General features: G+C 34.2%; 14 protein-coding genes, 1 tRNA gene and 2 pseudogenes. 12 read left to right on the forward strand and 5 right to left on the reverse strand.

Annotated features, from left to right (window positions below; translation table 11 throughout):
• The first annotated feature begins 81 nt into the window (after window positions 1-81).
• From I593_RS00970 to I593_RS01005, 8 genes are all read left to right on the forward strand, one after another.
• Window positions 82-1323 (forward strand): tyrosine-type recombinase/integrase, encoded by a 1242-nt coding sequence (locus I593_RS00970; RefSeq protein ID WP_016165299.1) that lies wholly within the window; start codon window positions 82-84, stop codon window positions 1321-1323.
• 2 nt (window positions 1324-1325) lie between these two features.
• Window positions 1326-3005 (forward strand): hypothetical protein, encoded by a 1680-nt coding sequence (locus I593_RS00975; protein ID WP_016165298.1) that lies wholly within the window; start codon window positions 1326-1328, stop codon window positions 3003-3005.
• On the forward strand, window positions 2966-4924 hold the full coding sequence (locus I593_RS00980) for a site-specific integrase (RefSeq protein WP_154661473.1): 1959 nt from the start codon (window positions 2966-2968) through the stop codon (window positions 4922-4924). The genes I593_RS00975 and I593_RS00980 overlap by 40 nt, the downstream gene beginning before the upstream one ends.
• A complete protein-coding gene (locus I593_RS00985) occupies window positions 4902-5294 on the forward strand; it encodes a hypothetical protein (RefSeq protein WP_016165296.1) in 393 nt (130 codons plus the stop codon). The genes I593_RS00980 and I593_RS00985 overlap by 23 nt, the downstream gene beginning before the upstream one ends.
• A gap of 284 nt (window positions 5295-5578) precedes the next feature.
• Window positions 5579-7162 carry a type I restriction-modification system subunit M gene (locus I593_RS00990; protein WP_016165295.1) on the forward strand — a complete coding sequence of 528 codons (1584 nt, stop codon included), beginning with the start codon at window positions 5579-5581 and terminating at the stop codon, window positions 7160-7162.
• Window positions 7146-8306 (forward strand): restriction endonuclease subunit S, encoded by a 1161-nt coding sequence (locus I593_RS00995; protein ID WP_016165294.1) that lies wholly within the window; start codon window positions 7146-7148, stop codon window positions 8304-8306. The genes I593_RS00990 and I593_RS00995 overlap by 17 nt, the downstream gene beginning before the upstream one ends.
• 8 nt (window positions 8307-8314) lie before the next feature.
• The gene (locus I593_RS01000; RefSeq protein WP_016165293.1) at window positions 8315-11464 is read left to right on the forward strand and encodes a type I restriction endonuclease subunit R; all 3150 of its coding nucleotides are present in this window, start codon (window positions 8315-8317) and stop codon (window positions 11462-11464) included.
• Window positions 11465-11489: 25 nt separating this feature from the next.
• The gene (locus I593_RS01005; protein WP_016165292.1) at window positions 11490-13079 is read left to right on the forward strand and encodes an SIR2 family protein; all 1590 of its coding nucleotides are present in this window, start codon (window positions 11490-11492) and stop codon (window positions 13077-13079) included.
• Window positions 13080-13101: 22 nt separating this feature from the next.
• Here the strand turns inward: I593_RS01005 and I593_RS01010 are convergent, their stop codons facing one another.
• The gene (locus I593_RS01010) at window positions 13102-13584 is read right to left on the reverse strand and encodes a hypothetical protein (RefSeq protein ID WP_016165291.1); all 483 of its coding nucleotides are present in this window, start codon (window positions 13582-13584) and stop codon (window positions 13102-13104) included.
• Window positions 13585-13664: 80 nt separating this feature from the next.
• Between I593_RS01010 and I593_RS01015 the strand changes: the two genes are divergently transcribed.
• From I593_RS01015 to I593_RS01025, 3 genes and pseudogenes are all read left to right on the forward strand, one after another.
• Window positions 13665-13898, forward strand: a complete 234-nt coding sequence (locus I593_RS01015) for a helix-turn-helix domain-containing protein (protein WP_016165290.1) — start codon at window positions 13665-13667, stop codon at window positions 13896-13898.
• A gap of 228 nt (window positions 13899-14126) precedes the next feature.
• A pseudogene (locus I593_RS21020) lies at window positions 14127-18524 on the forward strand (DEAD/DEAH box helicase); the annotation flags it as partial.
• 17 nt (window positions 18525-18541) lie between these two features.
• On the forward strand, window positions 18542-20497 hold the full coding sequence (locus I593_RS01025; protein ID WP_016165731.1) for an AAA family ATPase: 1956 nt from the start codon (window positions 18542-18544) through the stop codon (window positions 20495-20497).
• An 83-nt stretch (window positions 20498-20580) separates the two neighbouring features.
• Here the strand turns inward: I593_RS01025 and I593_RS19860 are convergent.
• The 4 genes and pseudogenes from I593_RS19860 to I593_RS01040 form a co-directional block, all read right to left on the reverse strand.
• Window positions 20581-20688 (reverse strand): annotated as a pseudogene (locus I593_RS19860) (transposase domain-containing protein); the annotation flags it as partial.
• 69 nt (window positions 20689-20757) lie between these two features.
• Window positions 20758-21975, reverse strand: a complete 1218-nt coding sequence (locus I593_RS01030) for a tyrosine-type recombinase/integrase (protein ID WP_016165732.1) — start codon at window positions 21973-21975, stop codon at window positions 20758-20760.
• 175 nt (window positions 21976-22150) lie between these two features.
• Window positions 22151-22226 (reverse strand) — tRNA-Arg (locus I593_RS01035).
• 83 nt (window positions 22227-22309) lie between these two features.
• Complete coding sequence (locus tag I593_RS01040) at window positions 22310-23665, reverse strand: amino acid permease (RefSeq protein WP_042069151.1); 1356 nt, start codon at window positions 23663-23665, stop codon at window positions 22310-22312.
• Between the two features lie 317 nt (window positions 23666-23982).
• Between I593_RS01040 and prpF the strand changes: the two genes are divergently transcribed.
• On the forward strand, window positions 23983-25173 hold the full coding sequence (gene prpF / locus I593_RS01045) for a 2-methylaconitate cis-trans isomerase PrpF (protein ID WP_016165734.1): 1191 nt from the start codon (window positions 23983-23985) through the stop codon (window positions 25171-25173).
• The last annotated feature ends 111 nt before the right edge of the window (window positions 25174-25284 follow it).

The following is a 25284-nucleotide window of genomic DNA, read 5'->3' on the forward strand; positions in this document are numbered from 1 at the left end:
GGTAAGGGTTACATTTCTTCATTGACATTTAAGTATTACTTTAATAAAGTATGGACATGATGATTGAATAGATAAATTATTATGTCTAGGATCGAAAATGTTAAAATCAAACCTCAAAATATAATTGTCAAAGATAATCAAGTTATCTTCAAAGAATCTACTAATCTTGAATCCCAAAATCTTCCACAAATCTATTGGTCTAATAATAAAGCTTGGGATGTTGCCAATTTATATGCCTATGACTTAATGGTTAATGAACGAGTCCAGCTAAAAACAATCCAAACAGATATGCAACATCTCAATGCTTATGCTTCTTGGTTGGAGACCGAAGACAATTTGACATGGTGGCATTTCCCAAACAAAAAAAGTGAAAGATGTGTATTTGTGTTTAAAGGATATTTAATTAAACAAAGAAATAACCAACAGCTAGCACCATCCACAGCCACCCATAGAATGCGTGCCGTAATTAAATTCTACCGTTGGATTCAGCGTAATAACTTAATAAATAAAGATATTGAACTTTGGAAAAATAAGTTTAAGAAAATCACTGTAATTAACAAGTTTGGATTTGAGCACTCATTCGATGTTCTTACAACAGATTTAGCTATTCCACTAAGAGCAAATAGTTCAAATATAGATTTAGAGGATGGTGTATCACCAATTAATCCCAAACATGTTCCAAAAATTTTAGAATACGCTAAAACACATGCACCAATCGAAATTTACTTAATGCTTAAACTTGGTTTTTTCACGGGTATGCGTATTGGAAGTATTACAGACCTCAAGTTGGCTACTATTGAGAATTATTCTTATCTTGATGATATGTCCATGGCAACTATAAGAATTGGTTTAGATGCTATTCCACCAGTACAAACCAAGTTTTCAAAAAGTGGCAACATAATTATTCCAACTGAGTTGGTTAATGAGCTTCTTGAATATGCTTATGATGTAAGACGTTTAAAAAGAATAAAAAAAGTGGAAAATTCTGTGAATTTATTTTTAACCTCAAGGGGGAATAAGTATTTAGGTAACGAAGGAAAGTCAATCAATGTCGCAATTCATAGACTAAGAAAATCTGCTTTAGAAAATGGAGTTTATGAATTTAAGGATTTTTATTTTCATCGAACTCGAGCAACTTTTGCAACAGTCTTAATGCAATATTGCTTAGAGAAAATGGATGTGACTAGTGCAGTTCAGTTAGTAAGGGATTGCTGTCTACACAAAGATGAAAAAACGACTTTGAAATATGTAAAGTTCATAGAGCAAAACAAACAACTTGCAAAAATATCTAATGAATATACAAAGGCATTTTTGGGGTTGTGAAAATGGAATCTCTTTCATTTTGTCTGAACAAGCTTTCTTATGGCTCACACTCAAATGAGTGGAACTTATCTGTATTTCTTTATAAAGGTGCAGCATTAGAAAATAGAAGAACTGTCTTGAATTCTATAAAAGCCAATAAGTACGGTGAAATATTAAGTGAAAGGATTGAGTTTGTATCCAACTTATTTGAATATTTTGACTATAGAATAACAATTGGTATATCTCAAAGAACGATTATTTCTGAATTAGAGAAACTGTCATTATTCGTAAGGTGGTGCGAGTATAAAAACAAGTATATTTCAAAAGAGCATATTGCTGAATGTTTTATTGATTGGGTTAATCATGGGATATTAGCAGTTCAACAAAATAATCAAGATGAGTACAGTGCTTATAAGAAATATACAGTAGTTGCAAATATTCTTGTAAGCTCACAGAATTTAGAGAAATATCCTAAAACAAAAACTTTACTTTTGAGAACAAATTTAACCGAAAGACCTCAAAAAAAAGAAGTTGAACTAGTTAGTGAGCATGATGCTTTTGCCTTTGGTAAATTGTTAAAGGCTTTAGTTGATCAATTAACTATCGAAGCGGTCAGAGGTGAATTACCATTATTAATAAAACTACCAAATGATAAAAATGCTTATTTAAAAGGTAATTTAATGGAGGTTAATATTAATTATGAAAAAATTAAAGATAAAAGATTAGCTTTAGAGCGTAGACGTGCGTTATCTGAAAATGAATCGTTACTAGATAAATATAGAAGAAGCAATCTAATAAATATTCGTATTGAAGCAGAGTTGATAATTTTTATCAGTCAAACCAATATGAATTTATCACAAGCTCTTGATTTAAAGATAACTAATTTTAGATGGATGATTAAGGATGACGAATATCATGTTTTTACAGTCTATAAAAATCGCAAACAAGGCGAGGCAACATTCAGGTGTCACAAAGCCTATAGAGATATTTTTCTAAGATATTTACAGTGGGTGAAAGACGTTGGCTTTTGTGATGATAGCAGCCTCTTTCCTTTTATGGCTAGGGAAAAACTTATAGCAAAAGAAACTAAGCGTAAATTACATGTAGTTAGAAATTTTTGCAAAGATATAGATTTTAAATATGTATCTTCCACACAATTGCGTAAGTTTAAAGCAAATTGGCTATTTGAAAATGGAGATGACGCTTCAAATGTTATTCAATTGATGTCTCATCAAGAAGGTACTTTTAGGAAAAATTATCAGAAAGTAAAAAAAGTAAATGCTCTAAAAGAATTAAGTAGTTTCAATAGCCAAAATCTCAAACAATTAGCTATCGGATTGTGCTCAAATAATTGTGAAAATCCACAAAGTATTGAGACTGAAAGTAACATTGCTCAACCTGACTGTGTGAATCCTGAAGGTTGTTTATTCTGTGTCTATCACAAAGATGTCATTAGTTATGATTATTGTTTTAAATTAATATCTCATATTCATTTAAAACGTCTTGAAATGACATTAAATCCATCTCTTGAAAACCATCCAGCAAAACTTCTTATTGAACGTATCAACGAAAAAATTGATAGATTGAAATCTTTAAGTAAAACACAAGAAAAATGGATAGTAAAAGCTCAAATGGAAGTTCAATCGGGAGAATATCATCCTGATTGGATGGATTACATCTTACTTTTACAAGAGATGGTGTAGAGATGTTTTTAAAATCAATAAATATTATTTCTGACATTATTACACCTGCTATGCCAAATTATACTTTGGATAATTGGTTACCTCTTGATAATACTCCTATAACTTGCGATAAAGAAGGTAATGTAATTTCTGTTTTTTCTGATGATATTTGGGATTTTACACCTTACTGTATAAAACCAATGAAATTTAACTTTGGTAGCAACCAGACTAAGGGATATATTATTGATAAAGATAATATTCAGTTGTTTAAAATCATAGTTGCATATTGGCTGTGGGGTGCAAGCCCAAAGGTCAGTGCTATTACAATAGTAAACCGTTGCACCATCTTAAAACCTCTGTTCTATGTCTGTTCAAAACATAATATTCTAATTTCTGAATTGAGAAACCATGAGGAAATTTATGAGGAAATTGCTGCACAATACAAAGGAAAAAGACGAGCTATAGGGCTACAGGAACTCGTTTCTCTTAGTAAGGATATTGGTTTTACCATACTAGATGAAGACTCACTTAGAAAGTTTTCAAAATATCTTGTTGTGAATGATTCAAATCAGACTCCTTATATTCCACCTCGTATATGGGCGTATCAATTAGAAAGATTGGAAAATTGTATTGATGATTTTCTCTCTATTAGTGATGGTGTGGTTTCTGTATTTAATTGCTTTGTAGATAACCATAATAAAACTAGAAATTTTATTAATGAGAAATTTAATAAATATAATGTCACAGGAATGCTTCAAAAATGGACTGACTTCGATTCTAATACGGCTAAAGCCCCCAATCTTTCAAAATATCTTAGTATGGTAAGTTTTGTAAGTATCGCATATATCGTTAATTTTTCACTAATGAGAATTTCGGAAGCTTACTTATTGAGGTATGGTTGCTTTTCCAAAACAATCATAGATGGACAAGAAATTTGTCTCATTCACGGAATTACATCCAAAACTGAAAAAGGTGAGGCTAGTTGGGTGGTATCACCATCAGTTGAAAAAGCTGTAAGAGCCTTAGAAATTATTTGTGAGCTAAGATTTTCTTGTGCTAAAGAGTTATTTGGAATCCTGCAAGATATCAATGACTATAAACCTTATCTACATAGTCCAGTATTTGAACCTTGGGGTAGCGGTAGAGGGAAAAATGAGCGATTAGAGCAAATTAGATCAACCATTGGTTATGCTAATCAAATCGGTACATTTGATAAAATTTTTGAGCAAGAGGAATTCCAAATAACGCAGGCTGATTTCAATATAGCATGTAAAATGACCCCTAACTTAGATATAGAAATATATCAAGTTGGTAAAGTATGGCACTTTGCATGGCATCAGTTAAGAAGAACAGGTGCTGTAAATATGCTAGCATCAGGTCTTATCACTGAGCAGAGTTTGCAGTATCAACTTAAGCATGCTAATACGATTATGAGCTTATATTATGCCAACAACTACTATAAATTAAAGTTCAAGTTGGACGATGCAGTTGGTCAGATATACTTGGAAGAATGGCATCAAAATAATGTCCGAAAAAATATGGAATTGGATAGTCCAAAATTCATCTCTCCACATGGACATAAGAGAAAGGCTCAGATAATTTCTGCTATTAGCGAAAAAGATCACACTCAACTTCTAAGAATGTCTGAACAAGGCAATCTAAATTATCGAGAAACTTTTTTAGGTGGATGTACAAAAACAGGTGCACCATGCCCTTATGGTGGGATATCGAATATTGTGCAATGTATGGGTGGTTCTAATTCCTTGGCTTGTGATGCCGTTCTTCTTGATAAGAAAAAAGTTAATACTATGCTTAAACTTGAACAGTCGTATCTTGAGAAGATTAAGAAACTGGAAAAAGAATCAATCTCGACAGTCTTTCAGACTGAACAATTAGCATCAATTCGGAAAGCAATTTATGTCATTCAATCAAATGAGTAAAGCAGAACTTCAGTTTTATGAAGCATTTATTAGGCTTAAAACTAATAAACCTAATATATTGCCAAAAGGATCAAAAGTTTCACAAAACAATGTTGCTAAGGAAGCAGGTGTTGACCCTTCAGCTCTTAGAAAATCGAGATATCCTAGTCTTGTTAATGAAATTCAAGAATGGATAGATCAAAATCCACAAAACACTAATTTTTCTGCTAAAAAAAAGGAAAATTCAGCTACTAATGATCAAGTTCCTGTATTAAAAAACCGAATTGAAATTTTAACTCAAGAAAGAGATGAGGCTGTATCTAAGCTACTAGAAGCACAATTAACGATTATTGAGTTATCACTACAATTAGAGAAAATTGTAGATAATTGATTTCTAATATATCTAGTAATTTCATGTGCTTAGTATTAATGAGTGACTTGAAAAAATGCTGAATCTAGAGAAACATCCTCTTGCTATTTTGAAGTCATATCAAGCTAATCCTTTATGAGAAGTAATATAGGATGAAAGTGAGGCTTTAAAGCTTAAAGATCATTTTGAATCCAAATGGAAAGATTGATTAGAAACTGTTGAATTGGCAACAAATACACTGTGGTTAATTTTATTTTTATTAGTAATTTGCTTTAATTGAAACACAAATTTCAGGAATATATTCTGTGGCTAAGAAACCTACCAAATCCAAAGTAAAAAGTTTTGAAGAATCGTTATGGGATAGTGCCAATAAACTACGTGGTAGTGTTGAGCCCTCTGAGTATAAGCATATTGTTTTATCTCTAATTTTCTTGAAATTTGTGAGTGATACTTTTGAAGCTCAACGTACAAAGATTGCCGAAAAGCATGGTGCAAATGCTGAGAAATTCCTAGAGATTGAAGCTTTTTATCATCAAGATAATGTCTTTTATCTAACGGAAGAGTCTCGTTGGAGCTATCTCATTGCAAATGCTAAGCAAGAAGATATTGCTCTGAAGATTGATACAGCCCTGCATAACATTGAGAAGAAAAATAAAGCACTTCAAGGCGCACTGCCTGATAACTACTTCTCTCGTATTGATCTAGAGGTGAGTAAGCTTGCTGCATTACTTGATGAGATCAATAACATTCAAACAATCTCCAACCAACATGAAGATGTCGTTGGTCGTGTATATGAATATTTCTTAGGAAACTTTGCTTTAGCAGAAGGTAAAGGTAAAGGAGAGTTCTATACACCTAAAAGTATCGTTAAGCTGATTGCATCTATGATTGAACCATACAAAGGTCGTGTTTATGACCCTGCTTGTGGTTCAGGTGGTATGTTTGTTCAATCTCTTAAATTCGTAGAAAACCATAAAGGTAATAGAAAAGATATTTCTATCTTTGGTCAAGAACAAACTACTGCTACTTATAAGCTTGCTAAGATGAACTTGGCGATTCGTGGCATTAGTGCTGATCTTGGTGCAGCGGCTCGCGATACATTTGCAAAGGATCAACATCCTGATCAAAAATTTGACTTCATTATGGCAAACCCTCCTTTTAACCAAAAGGATTGGCGTGGAGCAGATGAGTTAACTAAAGACCCTCGTTGGGATGGCTATGAAGTTCCTCCTACAGGGAATGCCAACTATGGTTGGATTCTCCACATGGTATCTAAACTTTCTCAAAATGGTGTTGCAGGCTTCATTCTTGCCAATGGTGCATTATCTGGTGATGGCACAGAGAAAGAGATTCGTAAAAAGCTGATTGAAAATAAATTGGTAGAAGCGATTGCTGTATTACCAATGCGAATGTTCTACACAACAGATATTAGTGTTTCTTTATGGATATTGAATCGTAATAAAAAAGAACGCTCTGTGCCTCATGGTGACCTAACTCGTGAATACCGTGATCGTGAAGATGAAGTACTCTTTATGGATTTACGAAAAATTGGTGAATCGTTCGAGAAGAAATTTATTCAATTCTCAGATGAGCATATTGAACAAATTTCAGAAACTTTCCATACGTGGCAACAAAAATTATTTGAGGTTGAATACCAAGATATTCCCGAATATTGCTATTCAGCATCACTTCAAGAGATTGCATCTAAAGATTATTCACTTGTACCAAGTAAATATATCGAATTCGTTAACCGTGATGAAAATATTGATTTTGATGAAAAAATGTTAGCTCTTAGATCAGATTTTGCTGAGCTTTTAAAAGCTGAAGAAAAGTCAAAACAAGATTTGTTGAACGTATTTAAAGAGCTGGGCTATGAAATCAAATTATAAAAAAATTGGTGATTATGTTCGTCAGGTTAGTAATCGCAATACAGACTTAAAAGTTATGAATCTAAAAGGCATTAATATTGAGAAAGAATTTATGCCTTCGGTAGCTAATATTAACGGCACTGATTTATCGAAATATAAAGTTGTCAAAAAAGGACAATTTGCATTTAATCCAATGCATGTGGGGCGTGATAAAATGCTTCCAATTGGATTATGGAAAGAAGAAGAACCTATTATAGTTTCTCCTGCTTACATAGTTTTTGAAATAATAGATCATAATCATTTAGATCTTAACTATTTGATGATGTGGTGTAGCAGAGAGGAATTTGATAGAAACTGTTGGTTCACTACAGATAGTAGTGTTCGAGGTGGATTCAGTTGGGATAGTTTTTGTGATTTAAATTTCCCATATATTCCTCTTGAAAAACAAAAAGAAATTTATCATGAATATTTTGTTGTGAGCAATAGGATTTCATTATTAGAAAGAATTTTAAGCACAGTTGAACAAACTTCTTATCATTTATACAGAGAATGGTTTGTTAATTTTAATTTTCCAATGAATTTCATTGACTCTAATCTAGATTCTAAAGGTTATAAGCATTCAAAAGGACAATTTATTTGGGATGATGATTTAGAAAGTGAAATTCCTTTTGATTGGAGTAGTGGTACTTTAGAAGATATTTATAGTTTTCAATATGGTAAAGGTAATAATAATCCAAGTAATGGAGGAATTTATCCAGTTTATGGTAGTAATGGAATTATTGGCTACTATGATCAATTTAATAATCAGGATGCCCCAGTGATCGGTCACATTGGCTCTTGTGGTTCTCTTGTATATGCTTTTGGAAAACATTATGTGACGTATAATGGTGTCATGTGTAATATAAATGAAAATTATGGAAAAATTTTTGGATATCTGACACTGAAGAGTAAAGATCTTAAATCGCAGACTCGAGGTAGTACTCAGCCTTTTTTAAGCTATGACATGCTTTATGAGATAAAAACAGTTTTACCTCCTAAAAATATTGAAAGCAAGGCATCTTTTTATTTTGACCGTATCTATAGGCACATAAATATTTTAAATAATCAAATTAATTCTTTGAATAAGATTAAAGATTTAATTTTACTAAATCTTAGTAAAATATAGGGGGGGACATGAGTTTTACAGAAAATAAACTAGAGCTAGTTATTACGAATCTTTTAAAGTTAAGAAATATAGATCATTTAAATTTTGTTAACTCTTCTAAATCTCGTGAAGATGTGTTTTTTTATGATGATTTCGAACAGTTTATTAGAAATGTTTATAAAAATGATTCTTTAACCCCTCAAGAAGTAAAAAATATAACTATAAGATTAACTAAACTGCCTGCTTCTGATATTTATGAAACAAATAAAATAATATTAGATTTAGTAAGTAATGGTTTTTTATTAAAAAGAGAAGATCGTTCTAAAAAAGATTTATATATTCGATTGATAGACTATGAAAACATCGAAAATAATAGTTTTAAGTTTATTACTCAAATGGAAGTTCAAGGTAACGAACTAAGAATTCCTGACGGTATTCTTTATATCAATGGTATACCTTTAATTGTCTTTGAGTTTAAAAGTGCTATTCGTGAAGATGCAACAATTTATGATGCTTATCAACAGTTAACTGTACGTTATGCACGTGATATCCCAGAGCTCATGAAATACAACGCCTTATGTGTAATCAGTGATGGGGTAAATACAAAGATGGGATCTTTATTTGCGTCTTATGAGTTTTTCTATACATGGCGCAAAGTTATAGGTGATGAAACCCTTGAAAAGAATGGTATTGACTCCTTGCATACCATGATCGAAGGCTTATTTGAACCTAAACGATTAATAGATGTCATTCGTAACTTTATTTATTTCCCTGATACAACTAAGCGAGACGATAAGATCGTTTGTCGTTATCCTCAGTATTATGCTGCGAATAAGTTATTTGAAAATATTAAGACACATCGAAAGCCGTTAGGTGATGGTAAAGGTGGTACTTATTTTGGCGCAACTGGATGCGGTAAAAGCTTCACAATGCTTTTTCTATCACGCTTGATTATGAAAAGTGTAGAGTTTGAAAGCCCAACTATTGTGGTTATTACAGATCGTACAGATTTAGATGATCAGCTTTCAGCTCAATTCACCAATGCAAAAGGCTTTATTGGTGATGAAACAATTCTAAGCGTTGAAAGCAGACAGCATCTCAGAGAGTTACTTCAAGGTCGCAAAAGTGGTGGTGTGTTCTTAACAACTATTCATAAATTTACCGAAGATATTGAGCTATTGACTGAACGCACAAATGTCATCTGTATCTCAGATGAAGCTCACCGCAGTCAAGTCAATCTAGATCAAAAAATCCGTGTAACTGAAGATGGTGTTAAGAAGACATACGGATTTGCCAAGTACTTGCATGATTCTTTGCCTAACGCAACCTATGTTGGTTTTACAGGTACGCCTATTGATGCGACTTTAGACGTATTTGGTGATGTAATTGATTCTTATACGATGAGTGAATCAGTACAAGATGAGATTACAGTAAGACTTGTATATGAAGGTCGGGCTGCGAAAGTATTGCTAGACAATAAAAAACTTCAAGAAATTGAAGGCTATTATAAAAAGTGTCAAGAAAATGATGGTGCTTCAACTTATGCCGTTGAAGAAAGTAAGAAAGCTATGGCAAATATGCGGTTAATTTTGGGTAATCCAGATCGAATTAAAGCTATTGCTGAAGACTTTGTAAACCATTATGAAACCCGCGTGAGTGAAGGCTCTACAATCATGGGTAAAGCAATGTTTGTTTGTGCATCACGACAAATTGCTTTTAATCTGTATCAAGAAATCATTGCGCTTCGACCTGAATGGGCTGAAGTCAAAGAAGCTGCCGATGGTATCGCTTTAACTGAACAAGAAAGAAAAGAAATCAAGCCAAATGCGAAAATCAAGCTAATTGCTACAAGACATAAAGATGATGAGAAAGCACTTTATGATCTGTGTGGTACTAAAGATGATCGCAAAGAACATGACCGACAATTTAAAAATCCGAAGTCAAACTTCAAAATTGCGATTGTTGTCGATATGTGGCTGACAGGCTTTGACGTTCCTTTCCTAGACACCATTTATATTGATAAACCGATTCAACAACATAACTTAATTCAAACGATTTCTCGTGTGAATCGAAAATTTGAAAGTAAAGAGAAAGGCTTGGTAGTCGATTACATTGGTATTAAAAACCAAATGAAATTGGCTTTAGCTCATTACAATAAATCTGATGCAAAAAACTTTGAAGATGTTGAGCAATCCATCATTGTTGTCAAAGATCATCTAGAATTATTGAAGGATCTATTTAATAAATTTGATACCTCCCCTTATTTCTCAGGAGAGCCTTTAAAACAGCTTCAGTGCTTAAATAAGGCATCAGAGCATGTTCAGCTTACCAAAGAGCTAGAACATCGTTTTATGCAGCTTGTGAAGCGTTTAAAGGCAGCGTATGACGTTTGCAATGGCTCAGAAAAGATTAGTCAGGATGAACGAGATCTCATTCACTTCTATTTAGCTGTACGTTCTATCGTCTTTAAGTTAACGAGGGGTGATGCTCCTGATACTGCTCAAATGAATCTTCAAGTACAGAAAATGATTGCTGATGCATTAGAGGCTAACGGAGTGGACGATATTCTCAAGATTGGTGAAGATGAATCTACTGAGGTCGATATTTTTGGAGATGATTACTTAGCTAAGCTAGAAAAAATTAAGCTCCCAAACACCAAGATTAAACTGCTGCAAAAATTATTAGCTAAAGCTATTGGTAAATTCAAACAGGTAAACAGAACTAAATCTATTGATTTCTCTAAACGCTTCAAAGCTTTGGTTGATAGCTATAACGAACGTAAAGAAGACAGTATTTTGGTCAGTGGCGTTCTTGAAGACTTTTCAAATGAAATCATGAATCTACTTCAAGATTTAAAGCAAGAAATGGGTTCATTTGCCGATCTTGGGATTGGCATTGAAGAGAAAGCATTCTATGACATTCTTCAATCTTTGGCGGTGAAATATGACTTCACTTACCCTGAAAATCAGCTATTAGATTTAGCTAAAGCGGTTAAAGCAGTAGTAGATGATAAATCTAGCTACCCTGACTGGAGTGATCGAGAAGATATTCGAGCTGAACTAAAAGTCGATCTGATTGTATTGCTTGCTGAATATGGCTATCCACCGATTGATCATGATGAAGTGTATAAAGAAATCTTCGAACAAGCGGAAAATTTTAAAAAGTATGCCAGTCTTTAATTAATAAACAATATAGGGTAAGGATATGACACAAGAATTAGATATAGAAAAAGAACTGGCTGAAATACTGAGTGAATCAATTTCTGCCCCATTTTTGTTTATTGGTTCAGGCTTTTCTAGGCGATATCTAGATCTTCCAGATTGGAAGGGCTTATTAACTAAATTTTCCACTTCAATGCCATTTGATAGCTATTTGGGGACATCAGGTAATGACTATCCAAGTGCAGCTTTAGCATTAGCAGGAGATTTTGCTGCTGAATGGTGGAAATCAAATAAAGATAAACCTGAAATCTACCAATCTAAAAATTGGATTCATGCTATCGAAACACCTCTCAAATATGAAATTAGTCAATATTTGAACAATGTCGAAATTGAATCAAAAATTAGCGATAATCCTGAGTTAAAAGAATTGTTAAGCTCAGAAGTAGTCATTGATGGAATTATCACAACAAATTGGGATAGGTTGCTTGAAACTATTTTTCCAAAATTAAATGTATATGTGGGTCAATCAGACTTATTTTTCAGAAATCCTCAATCTATTGGTGAAATTTTTAAAATACATGGGTGTTGTAGTAATTTTTCAAGCTTAGTACTGACAAAAAATGATTATGAAAATTTTAATAGTAAAAATGCATATTTAGCAGCAAAGCTACTATCTATATTCTTAGAAAATCCTGTCATATTTATAGGTTATTCTATTACTGATACCAATATTACTGACTTGTTAGGTTTAATTGCAGACATGATGGAATCTCAGGAGCAATTAGAAAGATTGGCAAAGAATCTGATTTTTGTTACTAGACCTGATGATGAAAAAGACCAATTAGAATCTGTACTAATGACGGTTGGTTCAAAAAAATTATATTTCACCCATATTCGGACTCATGACTATTCTAAAATTTATAAAGCTCTACAACATTCAGAAAGGAAAATTCCAGTTCACTTATTACGTGCTTTAAAAGAGCAAATTTACAATATTGTAAAGACTACTGAAGATGCGGACAGACGTATTGCCGTAAAAGATTTCGATGAAGCAACTGCTGAAAATTCAGAACTAGAATTCGTAGTCGGTGTTGGGGTTGCTCAAAATGAATCAGGTGAACGCATTGGATTAAATGGTGTGAATAGTTGGGATATACTAAAAGATATTATCTTAGATCATTTACCTTTTAGCGATTCTGATATTTTAACTCAAGTGCTTCCAGAACTTTCTAAGCAGAATAGAACTTATTTGCCTGTCCAAAAATACAGCAAGGCAAATCCAATATACAAAACACAGACGAATATTCAATCAACGCTGAAAGAACTTTTAGGCTTTGACATTGAGCACTATAAAAAGAAAATACCAACATCTGTAACAAGACAGTTTGATAAAGCATGGACATTTGAAGAAATAATAGCCTTGGAAAAAGTCGGTGAATCTGAATGCTCCTTAAATAAGAGAATCGACTTTTTGGCACTATGGCTAATCAATAATCCAACTCAACAGAATTGTTATTTATTAAAACAAAGCTACCTTTCTACTGAATTCGATAATTTAAAGTCTAAAGGAGATGCTTCTACTTTTAGACGATTGATATGTATTTTAGATCAAATTGAGAACAAAATTTTATGATTTTGATACTCTATTAGAACCTTTAACAGGCTTCTAATAGAGTTTTAATTGCTTTAATTTCACATTCCAAAAGTGACATTTGTTTTTGTTTTTTAATGATAAATTTCATAATAATCTCTGAGAGTATTGGGAACTTATCAAGATACAACTCGTAAATATGTAATTCGTTACGAAGGTGATCAATACTTTTCAAAACTTTATCATATTCGACTAGCAACTTGCTTTTAACGTGATCTGAGTCATTTGATTCTCTAAAATTTAGTAATTCGGAGCGGGTGTAGTTAGAGGAATATTTATATGTACAAGTAGATGTATCAGCTAATATTAAATCTACGGAAACAAGCTCCCTAATAAATTGATAAATTTTTGCATAATATCTTTTTGAGCTAAATTCAGGGTAAAAAAAGATAAAGAGTCCTCTTAAGTCTTTGAACTCATAACCTGAAAATGTTCTATCTGACAAAAAATCAAACAAACAGTTTTTTAGCTGATGATTTGTAGACATATAGATATACCGATTAAACAATTGAACAAGGAAATATCCTATTTTGGGATATTTTCATTAATAGTACAACATCTTGAGCTATGAGCTCAATACATGACCCTCGATACAAAAATTTGATCAAAGAATTAATCAAAATACGTGAGTTGAAAAATATAACTCAGGTAGAACTTGCTACATCTTTAAAAAAGCCACAGTCATACATAGCTAAAGTTGAAAACTTGGACAGACGAATTGATGTATTAGAACTACATGATTGGTTATCGGCGTTAGATAAACCGATTAGTGAATTTTTAGCATCTTATTTTGAGATTTGAAATTTTTAAGTGTAATTAGTGGACTACCCATAATTATTAGGTAGCTGATAAAGGTAACTGGTATATATCAACCTAATCTATTCTGAAGAAAATTTCAGAATAATTCATGGACATTATCGGCAAAGATGTCCATGAATTATTTAACGTGATATGGACATTGCTTATTTAATAAATTTTTTGAAAAAACAAACTATTAAAAAATGTCCATACATTCTATGTAATCCTTAATGTGGTACGGGTAAGACCTTTACCTCTTTGCGTATTGCTGAGGAACTGGCAGGTCGTGGCAAAAATGTATTGTTTCTAGTCCCTAGTCTTGCATTACTTAGTCAAACGCTTGACGAGTGGACTCAACAAACATCATTAGGTATCCGGAGTTTTGCAGTCTGTTCCGATAGTGATGTTGGTAAGAAAAAAGATGATGACAACATTGTAGTCGGGATTAGTGACTTAAAATTCCCTGCTACAACCAATCCCCAAAGTTTAGTTAAAGCATTTAAGGCAAGAGATTTATTTAAACCGAATGAAGCGAATGAGGATATGAATGTCGTGTTCTCAACTTATCATTCTATTGATGTAATTGCAGAAGCACAAAAAGTAGGATTCCCTGAATTTGATTTAATCATTTGTGACGAAGCACACCGTACCACAGGAGCAACTTTTGAGGGGGATGATGAATCCAAGTTTGTGCGTATTCATAATAATGATTATGTACAAGGCAAGAAACGTCTATATATGACTGCTACACCACGTATTTATGGTGATACGGCTAAAGAAACAGAGGGTGTGACACTTTGCTCAATGGATGATAAATCACTGTATGGTGAAGATTTATATGTCATTACATTCTCACAAGCTGTAAAAATGGACATTTTATGTGACTATAAGGTAATTGTACTTGCTGTTGAAGAAAGCCATATTAATCGTCAATTACAAGGCTTATTAAAAGACGAAAATAACTCTCTAAAAGTTGATGATGCTGCAAAAATTGTTGGTTGTTGGAAAGCTCTCGCTAAACAAGGTTTATATAATCCTGACGGTACAATTGCTAAGCCAATGGAACGTGCAGTTGCTTTCTGTCAGGTAATTGAAAAAGAATATAAAGGCAAAAAACATAAAGTTAGTTCTAAGCAAATTACTGAAATGTTTAGTGCTGTTGTTGAAGCATATCAACAAGCAGAAATGGATCATTTATATAGAACAGAAGAAGACCCTTATATTGATCCTTCACTAAAACTAAATTGCCATGTGAAACATGTTGATGGTGGTATGAATGCAACAGAAAAGAAAGAAAAAATTACTTGGCTAAAAGAACAAGCACCTGAAAATACCTGTCGTATCTTGTCTAATGTACGCTGTTTATCAGAAGGTGTGGATGTTCCATCACTTGATGCCGTTCTTTTCCTTACCCCACGTAACTCACAAGTCGATGTAGTGCAATCTGTTGGACGTGTAATGCGTAAAGCGGAAGGTAAGCAACTTGGTTATGTCATTTTACCAGTCGTAATTCCTGCGGGTGTAGAGCCTGAACAGGCGTTAAATTCTAATGAAGCCTACCGTGTAGTATGGCAAGTGCTCAACGCTCTACGTGCGCATGATGACCGCTTTGATGCGATGATCAACAAGTTAGAGTTTAATGGCAAAGACGTATCTCGCATGGAAGTTATTGCGGTTGCTGATAAGGTTGTTAAAAAGGCTAAAAAAGCCAAACCCAAAGGTGATGAAGGTGAAACAAACACAACAGGTTTAAGTGAAGGTAAAAAACGAAGGGGTACAGCACAAGCCAGAGGCGGTTCGTCTATTGGAACAGCCGCAACTCCAATACCAGTTCAAGAGGAAATGGTATTTGAAGTCGGCGAGATTGAACGTGCTTTATATGCCAAGATCGTAAAAAAATGCGGTAATCGCCATCATTGGGAAGACTGGGCAAGTGATGTCGCCAAAATCGCTAAAACTCATATCGACCGTATTCAAGCTATTCTTGAAAACCCTGCAAATACTAAAGAAATTACGGCATTCAATGAATTTGCTTATGAATTACGTGATGATTTGAATAACAGTGTATCTGATGCTGAAATCATTGAAATGTTGGCACAGCACTTAATCACCAAACCAGTATTTGATGCCCTATTTAAAGATCATAGCTTTGCTGAACACAACCCAATGAGTTTAGCAATGCAAAAGGTGCTAGATGCGCTGAATGAGCATCATTTGGATAAAGAAGCTGATACGCTTAACTCATTCTATGAATCAGTTCGTATGCGAGCAGAAGGCATTAATACTGCCGAAGGCAAGCAAAGCATTATCTTAACGCTATACGATTCATTCTTTAAAAATGCTTTTCCTCGTATGACTGAAAAGCTAGGTATTGTTTATACGCCTGTTGAAGTTGTTGACTTCATTATTCACAGTGTAAATGATGTGCTTAAAAGTGAATTTGGTAAAACCTTTGCTGATGATAATGTTCATGTTCTGGATCCATTTACAGGTACAGGTACATTTATTAACCGCTTGCTTCAGTCTGGATTAATCCCTGCGGATCGTTTGACCTATAAATATAAAAACGAAATCCACGCCAACGAGATCGTTTTATTGGCGTATTACATTGCCTCAATCAACATTGAAACCGTATATCACGATCAGATGAAAACAGTTAATCCCGATCTTGAATATGCACCATTCGAAGGTATTTGTTTAACTGACACCTTTGAAATGTACGAAAAAGAGGATTTAGTCAGTAAGGTTTTGGTAGATAACAGTGCAAGACGTAAACGCCAGAAGAACCTCGATATAACGGTTATTGTTGGTAATCCTCCTTATTCTGCGGGTCAAGAATCAGGCAATGATAATAACGCCAATGTCAAATATCCTTTTTTAGATAGTCGCATTGAAGAAACTTATGCAAAACATACAACTGCTACACTAAAAAATTCTCTTTATGATTCATATATTCGTGCAATTCGTTGGGCGAGTGATCGTATTAAAGACTGTGGTGTGATTGGTTTTGTGACCAATGGTGGTTATATCGATTCAAATTCAGCCGATGGGTTACGCAAATGTTTAGCAGATGAATTTAGCTCTTTATATTTCTTCCATTTAAGAGGCAATGCAAGAACATCAGGCGAACAAAGACGTAAAGAAAAGGATAATGTTTTTGGTCAAGGCACTCGAACTCCAATTTTGATTGCGGTATTGGTGAAGAATCCAAATACAAAACAACATGGTCAAATCTATTTTCATGACATCGGTGATTATCTAAGTCGTGAGGAAAAATTAGAGAAAATTTCTGATCTAGTCAGCATTAATGGTATTACCGCTATTGATGGTTGGACAGCACTTACACCTGATGTTCATAACGATTGGCTCAATCAGCGTGACGATAGTTTTAGTGAATTTATTGAGATGGGGAACAAGAAAAATAAAAACATAGTTGGATTGTTTTATAATTTCTCAAATGGTGTCAAAACTAATCGTGATGCTTGGGTATATCAATCTTCTATGAAACATTTAAAACACAATGTTTCTACAATGATTGATTTTTATCATGAAGAAGTTAAAAGATATAAAAACTCTGATCAAAAGTTAGAGCCAAAAGATTTTGTAAATTTTGATTCAAGCAAAATGAGTTGGACTAGAGAAGTATTTAATGATGTTAGAAAAGGATATGTTCATAAAATTTTAGCTAATGAGTTTAGATTGTCTTTATATAGACCATTTACTAAGCAAAATTTGTACTTTAATAGACACTTCAATAACTGTGTGTATCAAATACCCCAAATCTTCCCTACAGCAGAAGCAGAAAATTTAACAATTTGCTTAACACTATCAGGTACAAAAGGTTTTTCTCTATTAATCAGCGATCTAGTTCCTGATTTACATTTAATTGGTGATGCTCAATGTTTCCCACTTTACCTTTATGAAGAAACATCAACAGAAAATAAGGCTGATGACCTATTTAGCCATGCTGAAACTAACACGGCAGATAGTCAATATACTCGTAAAGATGCAATTAGTGATGCAGGTTTAAAGCATTTCCAAGATGCTTACTCGACTGAAACGATTCGCAAGGAAGATATTTTCTACTATGTGTATGGCTTGTTGCACAGTGAAGATTATCGTACCCGTTATGCAGACAACTTGACTAAAGAGTTACCACGTATCCCATGCGTGAAAAAAGCCGAAGATTTCTGGGCGTTCTCAAAATCGGGTCGTGACTTGGCTCATTGGCATTTGAACTATGAAACGGTAGAGCCGTACAAAGCTAAATTGGACTTGGGTGGTAAATCATTGAAGCAATTAGAAGATAAAGACTTTTATGTGACCAAAATGAAATTCCCTAAAAAAGACCAAAAGGATACGGTGATTTATAACAATGCCATTACTATCCGTGAAATACCGTTAGAGGCTTATGACTACGTGGTGAATGGTAAGTCTGCACTTGAATGGGTCATAGAGCGTCAAGGTGTTTCTACGCACAAAGATAGTTGCATTGTGAATGATGCAAACGACTGGGCGATTGAAACTATGGGTGATGCTAAATATCCATTAGAGTTGTTTTTACGGATCATAACAGTAAGTTTGGAAACAATGAAGATTGTTAAAGCTTTGCCTAAGTTGGATATTTAAATTCAAGGGGATTACTAATGATTAAACTTACAAATATTGAAATTCTAAAATATAAATCATTCACGACACCTCAATCCGTACAGATTGAAGATGATATAACTGTACTAGTTGGAATGAATGAATCAGGAAAAACCTCTATTTTAGAATGTTTAGCAAAAACTAATTATTTTGAAACTGATGAGAAATTCAAATTTAATCAAACACTAGATTATCCACGTAAAGAATTAAAAAGCATCAATAAATCAGATGAAAATCCTAATGCTATTATTTGTAAATATAAACTTTCAAAACAACTTATTGATTTTATAGAACACTTATTAGGAAAAGATACTTGGCAGGGAAAAGATGAAATTACTGTGACAAGCTCTTACAAAGATGGTGCTACTCTAATCAGTGGCGTTTCGATAAATTTTGAGGCTTTTTTAAAACACTTTAATCTATCTGGTATTAGTGAAAATCTAAAAAATGAGCTTAAATCAACCTTAACTATATCGGAATTTGATGAGTTACTGACAAGATTTCCCGAAGAATCAGAAAAGTTAGAACCCTTGAAAAAATATTTTTTTAAAAGTTCTACATGGAACAGCTTTATTGAAAGATATGTATATACTATTTTAATAAAAAGGCATTTGCCAAAGTTCATTTATTATGATGAATATTACCAACTTCCATCCAGAATTGTGTTAGAAAGTTTTTTAGATGAGGGTGTGGAACTATCGGATGATCTAAAAACAGCAAAAGCACTTTTAGATTTAGCAGATATAAATATCAATGATATTATTAATACAGATGATTTTGAGGATTTTATTGCAGAATTAGAAGCAACTGAGGCTTTGATTTCTGATACATTGTTCCAATATTGGTCTGCAAATCAGGACTTAAATATCGAATTTAAAATTGATAAAAAAACAGCTACTGCTCAAAGACACGTAAATACAAATTATGGTAATGCAACAACAGTCGATACAAATATTGTTCAACATGTCTTAGACATTCGTGTAAAAAACTCAAAAACTAGAGTTTCTTTACCTCTCCAGAATAGAAGCAAAGGATTTAATTGGTTTTTTTCATTCTTAGTTTGGTTTAACAAAATTCAGGCTGATTCGAATTCAAAATATATCCTACTCTTAGATGAGCCAGGTCTTAACTTACATGCAACTGCCCAAGCAGATTTACTGCGTTTTTTAGAGAGTTTAGTTGATAAATATCAAGTTATTTATACAACTCACTCACCTTTCATGGTGGAAACAACGAAATTAAATCGGGTCAGAACGGTATTTAGTGACTCCGAGAGCTCTATCGTTAGTGATAGTATTCAACAAAAAGATCCTAATACTCTTTTCCCTTTACAAGCTGCTTTAGGATATGATGTTGCACAGAATTTATTCATTTCTAAAAAGAATCTATTGGTTGAAGGGGTCTCAGATTTACTATATTTAACGACAATTTCAGAATATTTGAATGCGAATAATAGAACTGGCTTAAATGAGGATATTACAATTGTGCCAACAGGCGGCTTAGATAAAGTTGCTAGTTTTATTTCATTACTTCGAGGTTCTAAATTATCAATTTTCTGTCTTTTAGATTCATTTACAGATCAAAAGTCTCAGGCAAAATTTGATAGTCTAACTATTCAAAAAATTATATCTGATAAAAATATAAAATTTTTCCATGATTATTTAGATAATAGAAAAAAAGCTGATATTGAGGATATGTTTACTATTGATGAATATCTTCAACTATTTAATATTTCCCTATCTTCTACCCATGCTGAAATTAAGGTGGATGAATTAAGTACGGAAATTGAAGATATATTGTCAAAAATCAATAAAGTTATTAAAAAAAATAGATTTAATCACTACTTACCTGCAAAAGAGTTTGCTAGTAATAAGGATTTTGTTGATAGCCTTTCAGAATCAACTTTATCAAGATTTGAAACTATTTTTAAAGAGATCAATAAAAATCTTAAATAGTTCTGGTTTAATAGATTCACCATCAATAATGATGGTGAATCTATTAATTTATTTGTAAGCATCCGCTGCCCCACCACTTGAATTCAAGTGGGGTTCCATTTATGTGGTAGTAATTTTTCGATATCTTTCATTTTATTAGTCAGTAATCTTGTAAGTACATCAGTTAAATAGGCATACAAATCTAGACCTGAACATTACTGGTTCTATAGGAGACAGAAGAGTTGAGTCATTTCGGCTCAACTCCTTTAAAATAATTTTTGCTAGATTAATTGAGCTTTTAGCCCATCACAATAATCAGCCCATCGCTGCATCATCTCTTTTCTCTTCTCTAAATGCTTAGTACGGTTATAAGCACGACCATGCATATCTTTTACCTGATGGGCAAGCTGTTGCTCAATCAATTCAATCGGAAATTCTAAAACTTCTTCTAATATTGTACGTGCAGAAGCGCGGAAGCCATGTCCACAGGCTTGCTCACTGGTATAGCCTAAGCGACGCAAAGCTTGATTGATAGTATTTTCTGACATCGGTTTTAAGTTGGACGTCGTTGCTGGGAATACATATTCACTTTTAGCTTTTGTTATTTGAGCAAGTTCAGAAAGTAAATGGATCACTTGTGTAGATAACGGGACAATATGCTGAACTCCTGTCTTTGATTTAGTTTTTGGGGGCGTATAACTCCACAAACCTTTTTGAAGGTCGACATCTTGCCACTTAGCTTGTCTTAATTCGCCTGGGCGAACAAAAACTAATGGTGCAATGCGTAGAGCATATCGTGTGATGACAGAACCCTCATAATGATCAATGTCTTGCAAGAGCAAGGCAAAATCTTTTGGTTCTACCAAAGCTGCCATATGTGTAACTTTGGGAGGTGAGATCGCTCCTTTTAAATCTTGAGTAACATCACGCTCGCAAAGGCCAATAGAAACCGAATATCTAAGGATTTGACCGCATTTCACTTTGACTTTTTTAGCTGTTTCTAATTTTTCTTCTTTTTCATAAATTCGACAAACTTTCAGTATGTCCATGGCTTTAATTTCATGTACTGGAATTTTACCAATATGCTGATTGATTACTTCTAATAAGCGTTGTTGCCCTTTAACTGTTGATTCCGCAAAGTCTTGCTTTGCCATCCATTCATGTGCAATATTTTGAAAAGTATTATTATTCGTATTTAATATCTCATTCTCAATTCTAAGCTTTTCAACATGTGGGTCGATATTTTGAGAGAGAAGGGTACGGGCTTCATCTCTTTTAAGTCGTGCTTCAGCGAGGCTAGTTGTTGGGTATATACCAAAACTAATGGTATTGCGCTTTTTAGTGTATGGACGACTATAGTCAAATTTCCAATATTTATAGCCATTTTTGTGAATGAACAAATAAAGACCTAAACCATCTGAAATTCGTTGGTGCTTGTTTGGATCAGCTTTAAGGCTTTTGATCTTACTATCAGTAAGGCTTTTGACTATTTTTGGCATTTTTACAGTACACAGTTTTGCGTATAAAAGTTTGTACTGTAATTTATACTGTAAAAAATATTAGCTCACAAGAGAATTTATAAGATTAATTTAGACTTTATCTTTCTTATTTTGTTGAATTATATGTATTTTTATTGTAGGTTTGGAGTGCTGTAGATCAAAATAAACCATAAAATGGTGCGCCCTGCGGGACTCGAACCCACGTCGGTCGCTTAGGAGGCAACTGCTCTATCCAGTTAAGCTAAGGGCGCAAAACGAAAACAATGTAACTGATTTTTAAGCATAAAAAAAGTTATTGTCGAAACAATAACTTTTTAATCCAGTCAAAAGCTATTTAGCTCTTGGTCGGTTTGATCATTTTAAAGAAGATCGCCATCAGTACAATCCAGACAGGAATCATCAGTACAGATTCTTTAAAGCCTTGTGTCCACATAATGTATAGCACAGTCGCAATAAAGATCAGGACTAAATAGTTGCTTACTGGAGACCAAAGTGAAGGGAATTTGGTTTGAGTTGAAGAAGCTTTCATGGCTTGACGGAATTTTAAATGCGTCAAACTAATCATTGCCCAGTTCAATACCAATGCACCCACAACTACATACATTAAGTGGCCGAGTGCATCTTCAGGTACAAAGTAATTTAACAATACACAACCGAAAATGAGTAATGCAGAGAACAATACTGCTGGAATTGGTACCCCTTGTTTGTTCACTTTCAAGAAAACTTTTGGCGCATTTCCTTGTTCTGCTAAACCAAACAACATACGGCTATTTGCATACATACCACTGTTATATACAGACAATGCAGCAGTCAAAATAATGAAATTCAGTAAATGCGCAGCCCATTGAATACCCATTTGGCTGAAAATCATCACGAATGGACTTTTGTCTAAACCACCTAAATCTAATTGATTCCAAGGTACTAAAGACAACAGAATGGTTAACGAGCCCACATAGAAAATGAGGATACGGAAGACCACTTGATTGATGGCTTTAGGAATAGTTTTTTCAGGATCTTTAGCTTCTGCCGCTGCCATCCCAATCAGTTCAATCCCACCGAAGGCGAACATTAAGAAAGCCAACATATAGAATAGACCTTCAAAGCCATTCGGGAAGAATCCACCATGTGTCCAAAGGTTGCTAAATGAAGCAGTCGAGTTCGCATCTGCAGTAAGTAATAGATACAAACCGAAAACGATCATGGAAATTACGGCAGCAACTTTAATAATTGCTAACCAGAATTCCGACTCTCCATAGAACTTTACATTACCCAAGTTAATAAGGGTAATGACAACGAAGAAGAACAGCACTGACGCCCATGCAGGAATAAAAGGCCACCAGTAATTGATATATTTAGCGACTGCAGTTAGCTCGGTCATAGCCACTAAAATATACAGAATCCAGTAATTCCAACCAGCTAGGAAGCCAGGGAACTTACCCCAGTATCGATAAGCAAAATGACTAAATGAACCAGCAACAGGTTCATGGACAATCATTTCTCCCAACTGACGCATAATTAAAAAAGCAATTAAACCACCAATGGCATAACCTAAAATGATGGATGGACCTGCAGATTGGATAACCTGTGCGGAACCTAAGAATAAGCCTGTACCAATTGCGCCACCCATGGCGATAAGTTGGATGTGACGGTTCTTTAAGCCACGCTGAAGTTGTGAAGAGTTATTGTTCAAAGTTCTCAGCCCGACGATGAATGTATAGGGATTGTAAAGGATTGATTACACTTAGCCTAGTAGATGAACGATTGGTCAAATGATTTAACTAGAAGTATTTTACCTTTTGTATATAAAATTGAATGATGAATCAATTATTTAGATTTATTTAAAAAATGACTCTATCGTTCTGCTTGGTTTAAAAAATAATGATCAAGCGTTGCTTTTTTATACTTAAGTCATGCACGGCAAATTTTTTTCTTAAAAAGCAGTATGATGGATGAGGTTAAAATTTTTCGCATGTGTCAAAACAACGGTTCAGCAAGGATTAAAAAACAATGAGTTTCGCTCCTCAAATTAAAATTCCAGCGACTTATATGCGCGGTGGCACCAGTAAAGGCGTATTTTTTAAACAAGATGATTTACCAGAAGCTGCACAGATCGCAGGTAAAATTCGCGATCAAATCTTGCTTCGCGTCATTGGTAGTCCAGATCCTTATGCAAAACAAATTGATGGAATGGGCGGAGCAACATCTAGTACCAGTAAAACTGTGATTTTAGCGAAAAGTACACAAGCCGAGCATGATGTTGATTATTTGTTTGGACAAGTATCTATCGACCAGCCTTTTGTAGATTGGAGTGGAAACTGCGGTAACTTAACTGCTGCTGTCGGTTCATTTGCTATTTCAAATGGATTGGTCGATGCGGCGCGAATTCCTGAAAACGGTATTTGTACAGTACGAATCTGGCAGGTGAATATTCAAAAAACCATTATTGCCCATGTTCCTATCACCAATGGACAAGTCCAAGAAACAGGTGATTTCGAACTTGATGGCGTGACTTTTCCTGCGGCGGAAGTGCAAATCGAATTTTTAGACCCTGCCGATGATGGAGAAGACGGTGGTGCCATGTTCCCAACAGGCAATCTGGTCGACACGTTGGACGTTCCAGATATTGGTTCATTCCCAGCAACATTTATTAATGCAGGGATTCCAACCATTTTCTTAAATGCTGAAGATATTGGCTATACGGGGACAGAACTCCAAGAAGCGATCAACGGTGATGCTGAAGCTTTGAAGCGTTTTGAAACTATTCGTGCATATGGTGCAAAACAAATGGGGTTGATTCAAGACATCTCAGAAGCTGCTACACGTCAACATACCCCGAAAATAGCTTTTGTTTCCAAACCGAAAGCCTACGTATCTTCGAGTGGTAAAGCCATTACCGAAGCTGATAGCGATTTACTGGTTCGTGCATTATCGATGGGTAAACTGCATCATGCAATGATGGGGACGGCTGCGGTTGCGATTGGTACAGCGGCTGCCATTCCAGGGACATTGGTGAACTTGGCAGCAGGTGGCGGGGAACGCGAAGCAGTTCGTTTTGGTCATCCTTCAGGGACATTGCGAGTGGGTGCACAAGCGGTGCTGGAAAACGGACAGTGGCAAGTGAAAAAAGCCATTATGAGCCGTAGTGCTCGTGTGCTCATGGAAGGCTGGGTGCGTGTGCCTGAAGATTGTCTAAAATAAGTTATATCTCACTCTGATTTAAAAGCCCTTATCTTCGGATAAGGGCTTTTTTTATTCTTTATTTCTTAAAAATGAATAAGTAAATCTTAAATTTATATATCTTATATTTTT

The organism is Acinetobacter tandoii DSM 14970 = CIP 107469 (assembly GCF_000400735.1).
In the GTDB taxonomy this organism is placed as follows: domain Bacteria; phylum Pseudomonadota; class Gammaproteobacteria; order Pseudomonadales; family Moraxellaceae; genus Acinetobacter; species Acinetobacter tandoii.

Coding starts and splice junctions, on each gene's coding strand:
- I593_RS00970 (WP_016165299.1), top strand. CDS start 82: ATGTCTAGGATCGAAAATGTTAAAATCAAACCTCAAAATATAATTGTC.
- I593_RS00975 (WP_016165298.1), top strand. CDS start 1,326: ATGGAATCTCTTTCATTTTGTCTGAACAAGCTTTCTTATGGCTCACAC.
- I593_RS00985 (WP_016165296.1), top strand. CDS start 4,902: ATGTCATTCAATCAAATGAGTAAAGCAGAACTTCAGTTTTATGAAGCA.
- I593_RS00995 (WP_016165294.1), top strand. CDS start 7,146: ATGAAATCAAATTATAAAAAAATTGGTGATTATGTTCGTCAGGTTAGT.
- I593_RS01000 (WP_016165293.1), top strand. CDS start 8,315: ATGAGTTTTACAGAAAATAAACTAGAGCTAGTTATTACGAATCTTTTA.
- I593_RS01005 (WP_016165292.1), top strand. CDS start 11,490: ATGACACAAGAATTAGATATAGAAAAAGAACTGGCTGAAATACTGAGT.
- I593_RS01010 (WP_016165291.1), bottom strand. CDS start 13,584: ATGTCTACAAATCATCAGCTAAAAAACTGTTTGTTTGATTTTTTGTCA.
- I593_RS01015 (WP_016165290.1), top strand. CDS start 13,665: ATGAGCTCAATACATGACCCTCGATACAAAAATTTGATCAAAGAATTA.
- I593_RS01025 (WP_016165731.1), top strand. CDS start 18,542: ATGATTAAACTTACAAATATTGAAATTCTAAAATATAAATCATTCACG.
- I593_RS01030 (WP_016165732.1), bottom strand. CDS start 21,975: ATGCCAAAAATAGTCAAAAGCCTTACTGATAGTAAGATCAAAAGCCTT.
- prpF (WP_016165734.1), top strand. CDS start 23,983: ATGAGTTTCGCTCCTCAAATTAAAATTCCAGCGACTTATATGCGCGGT.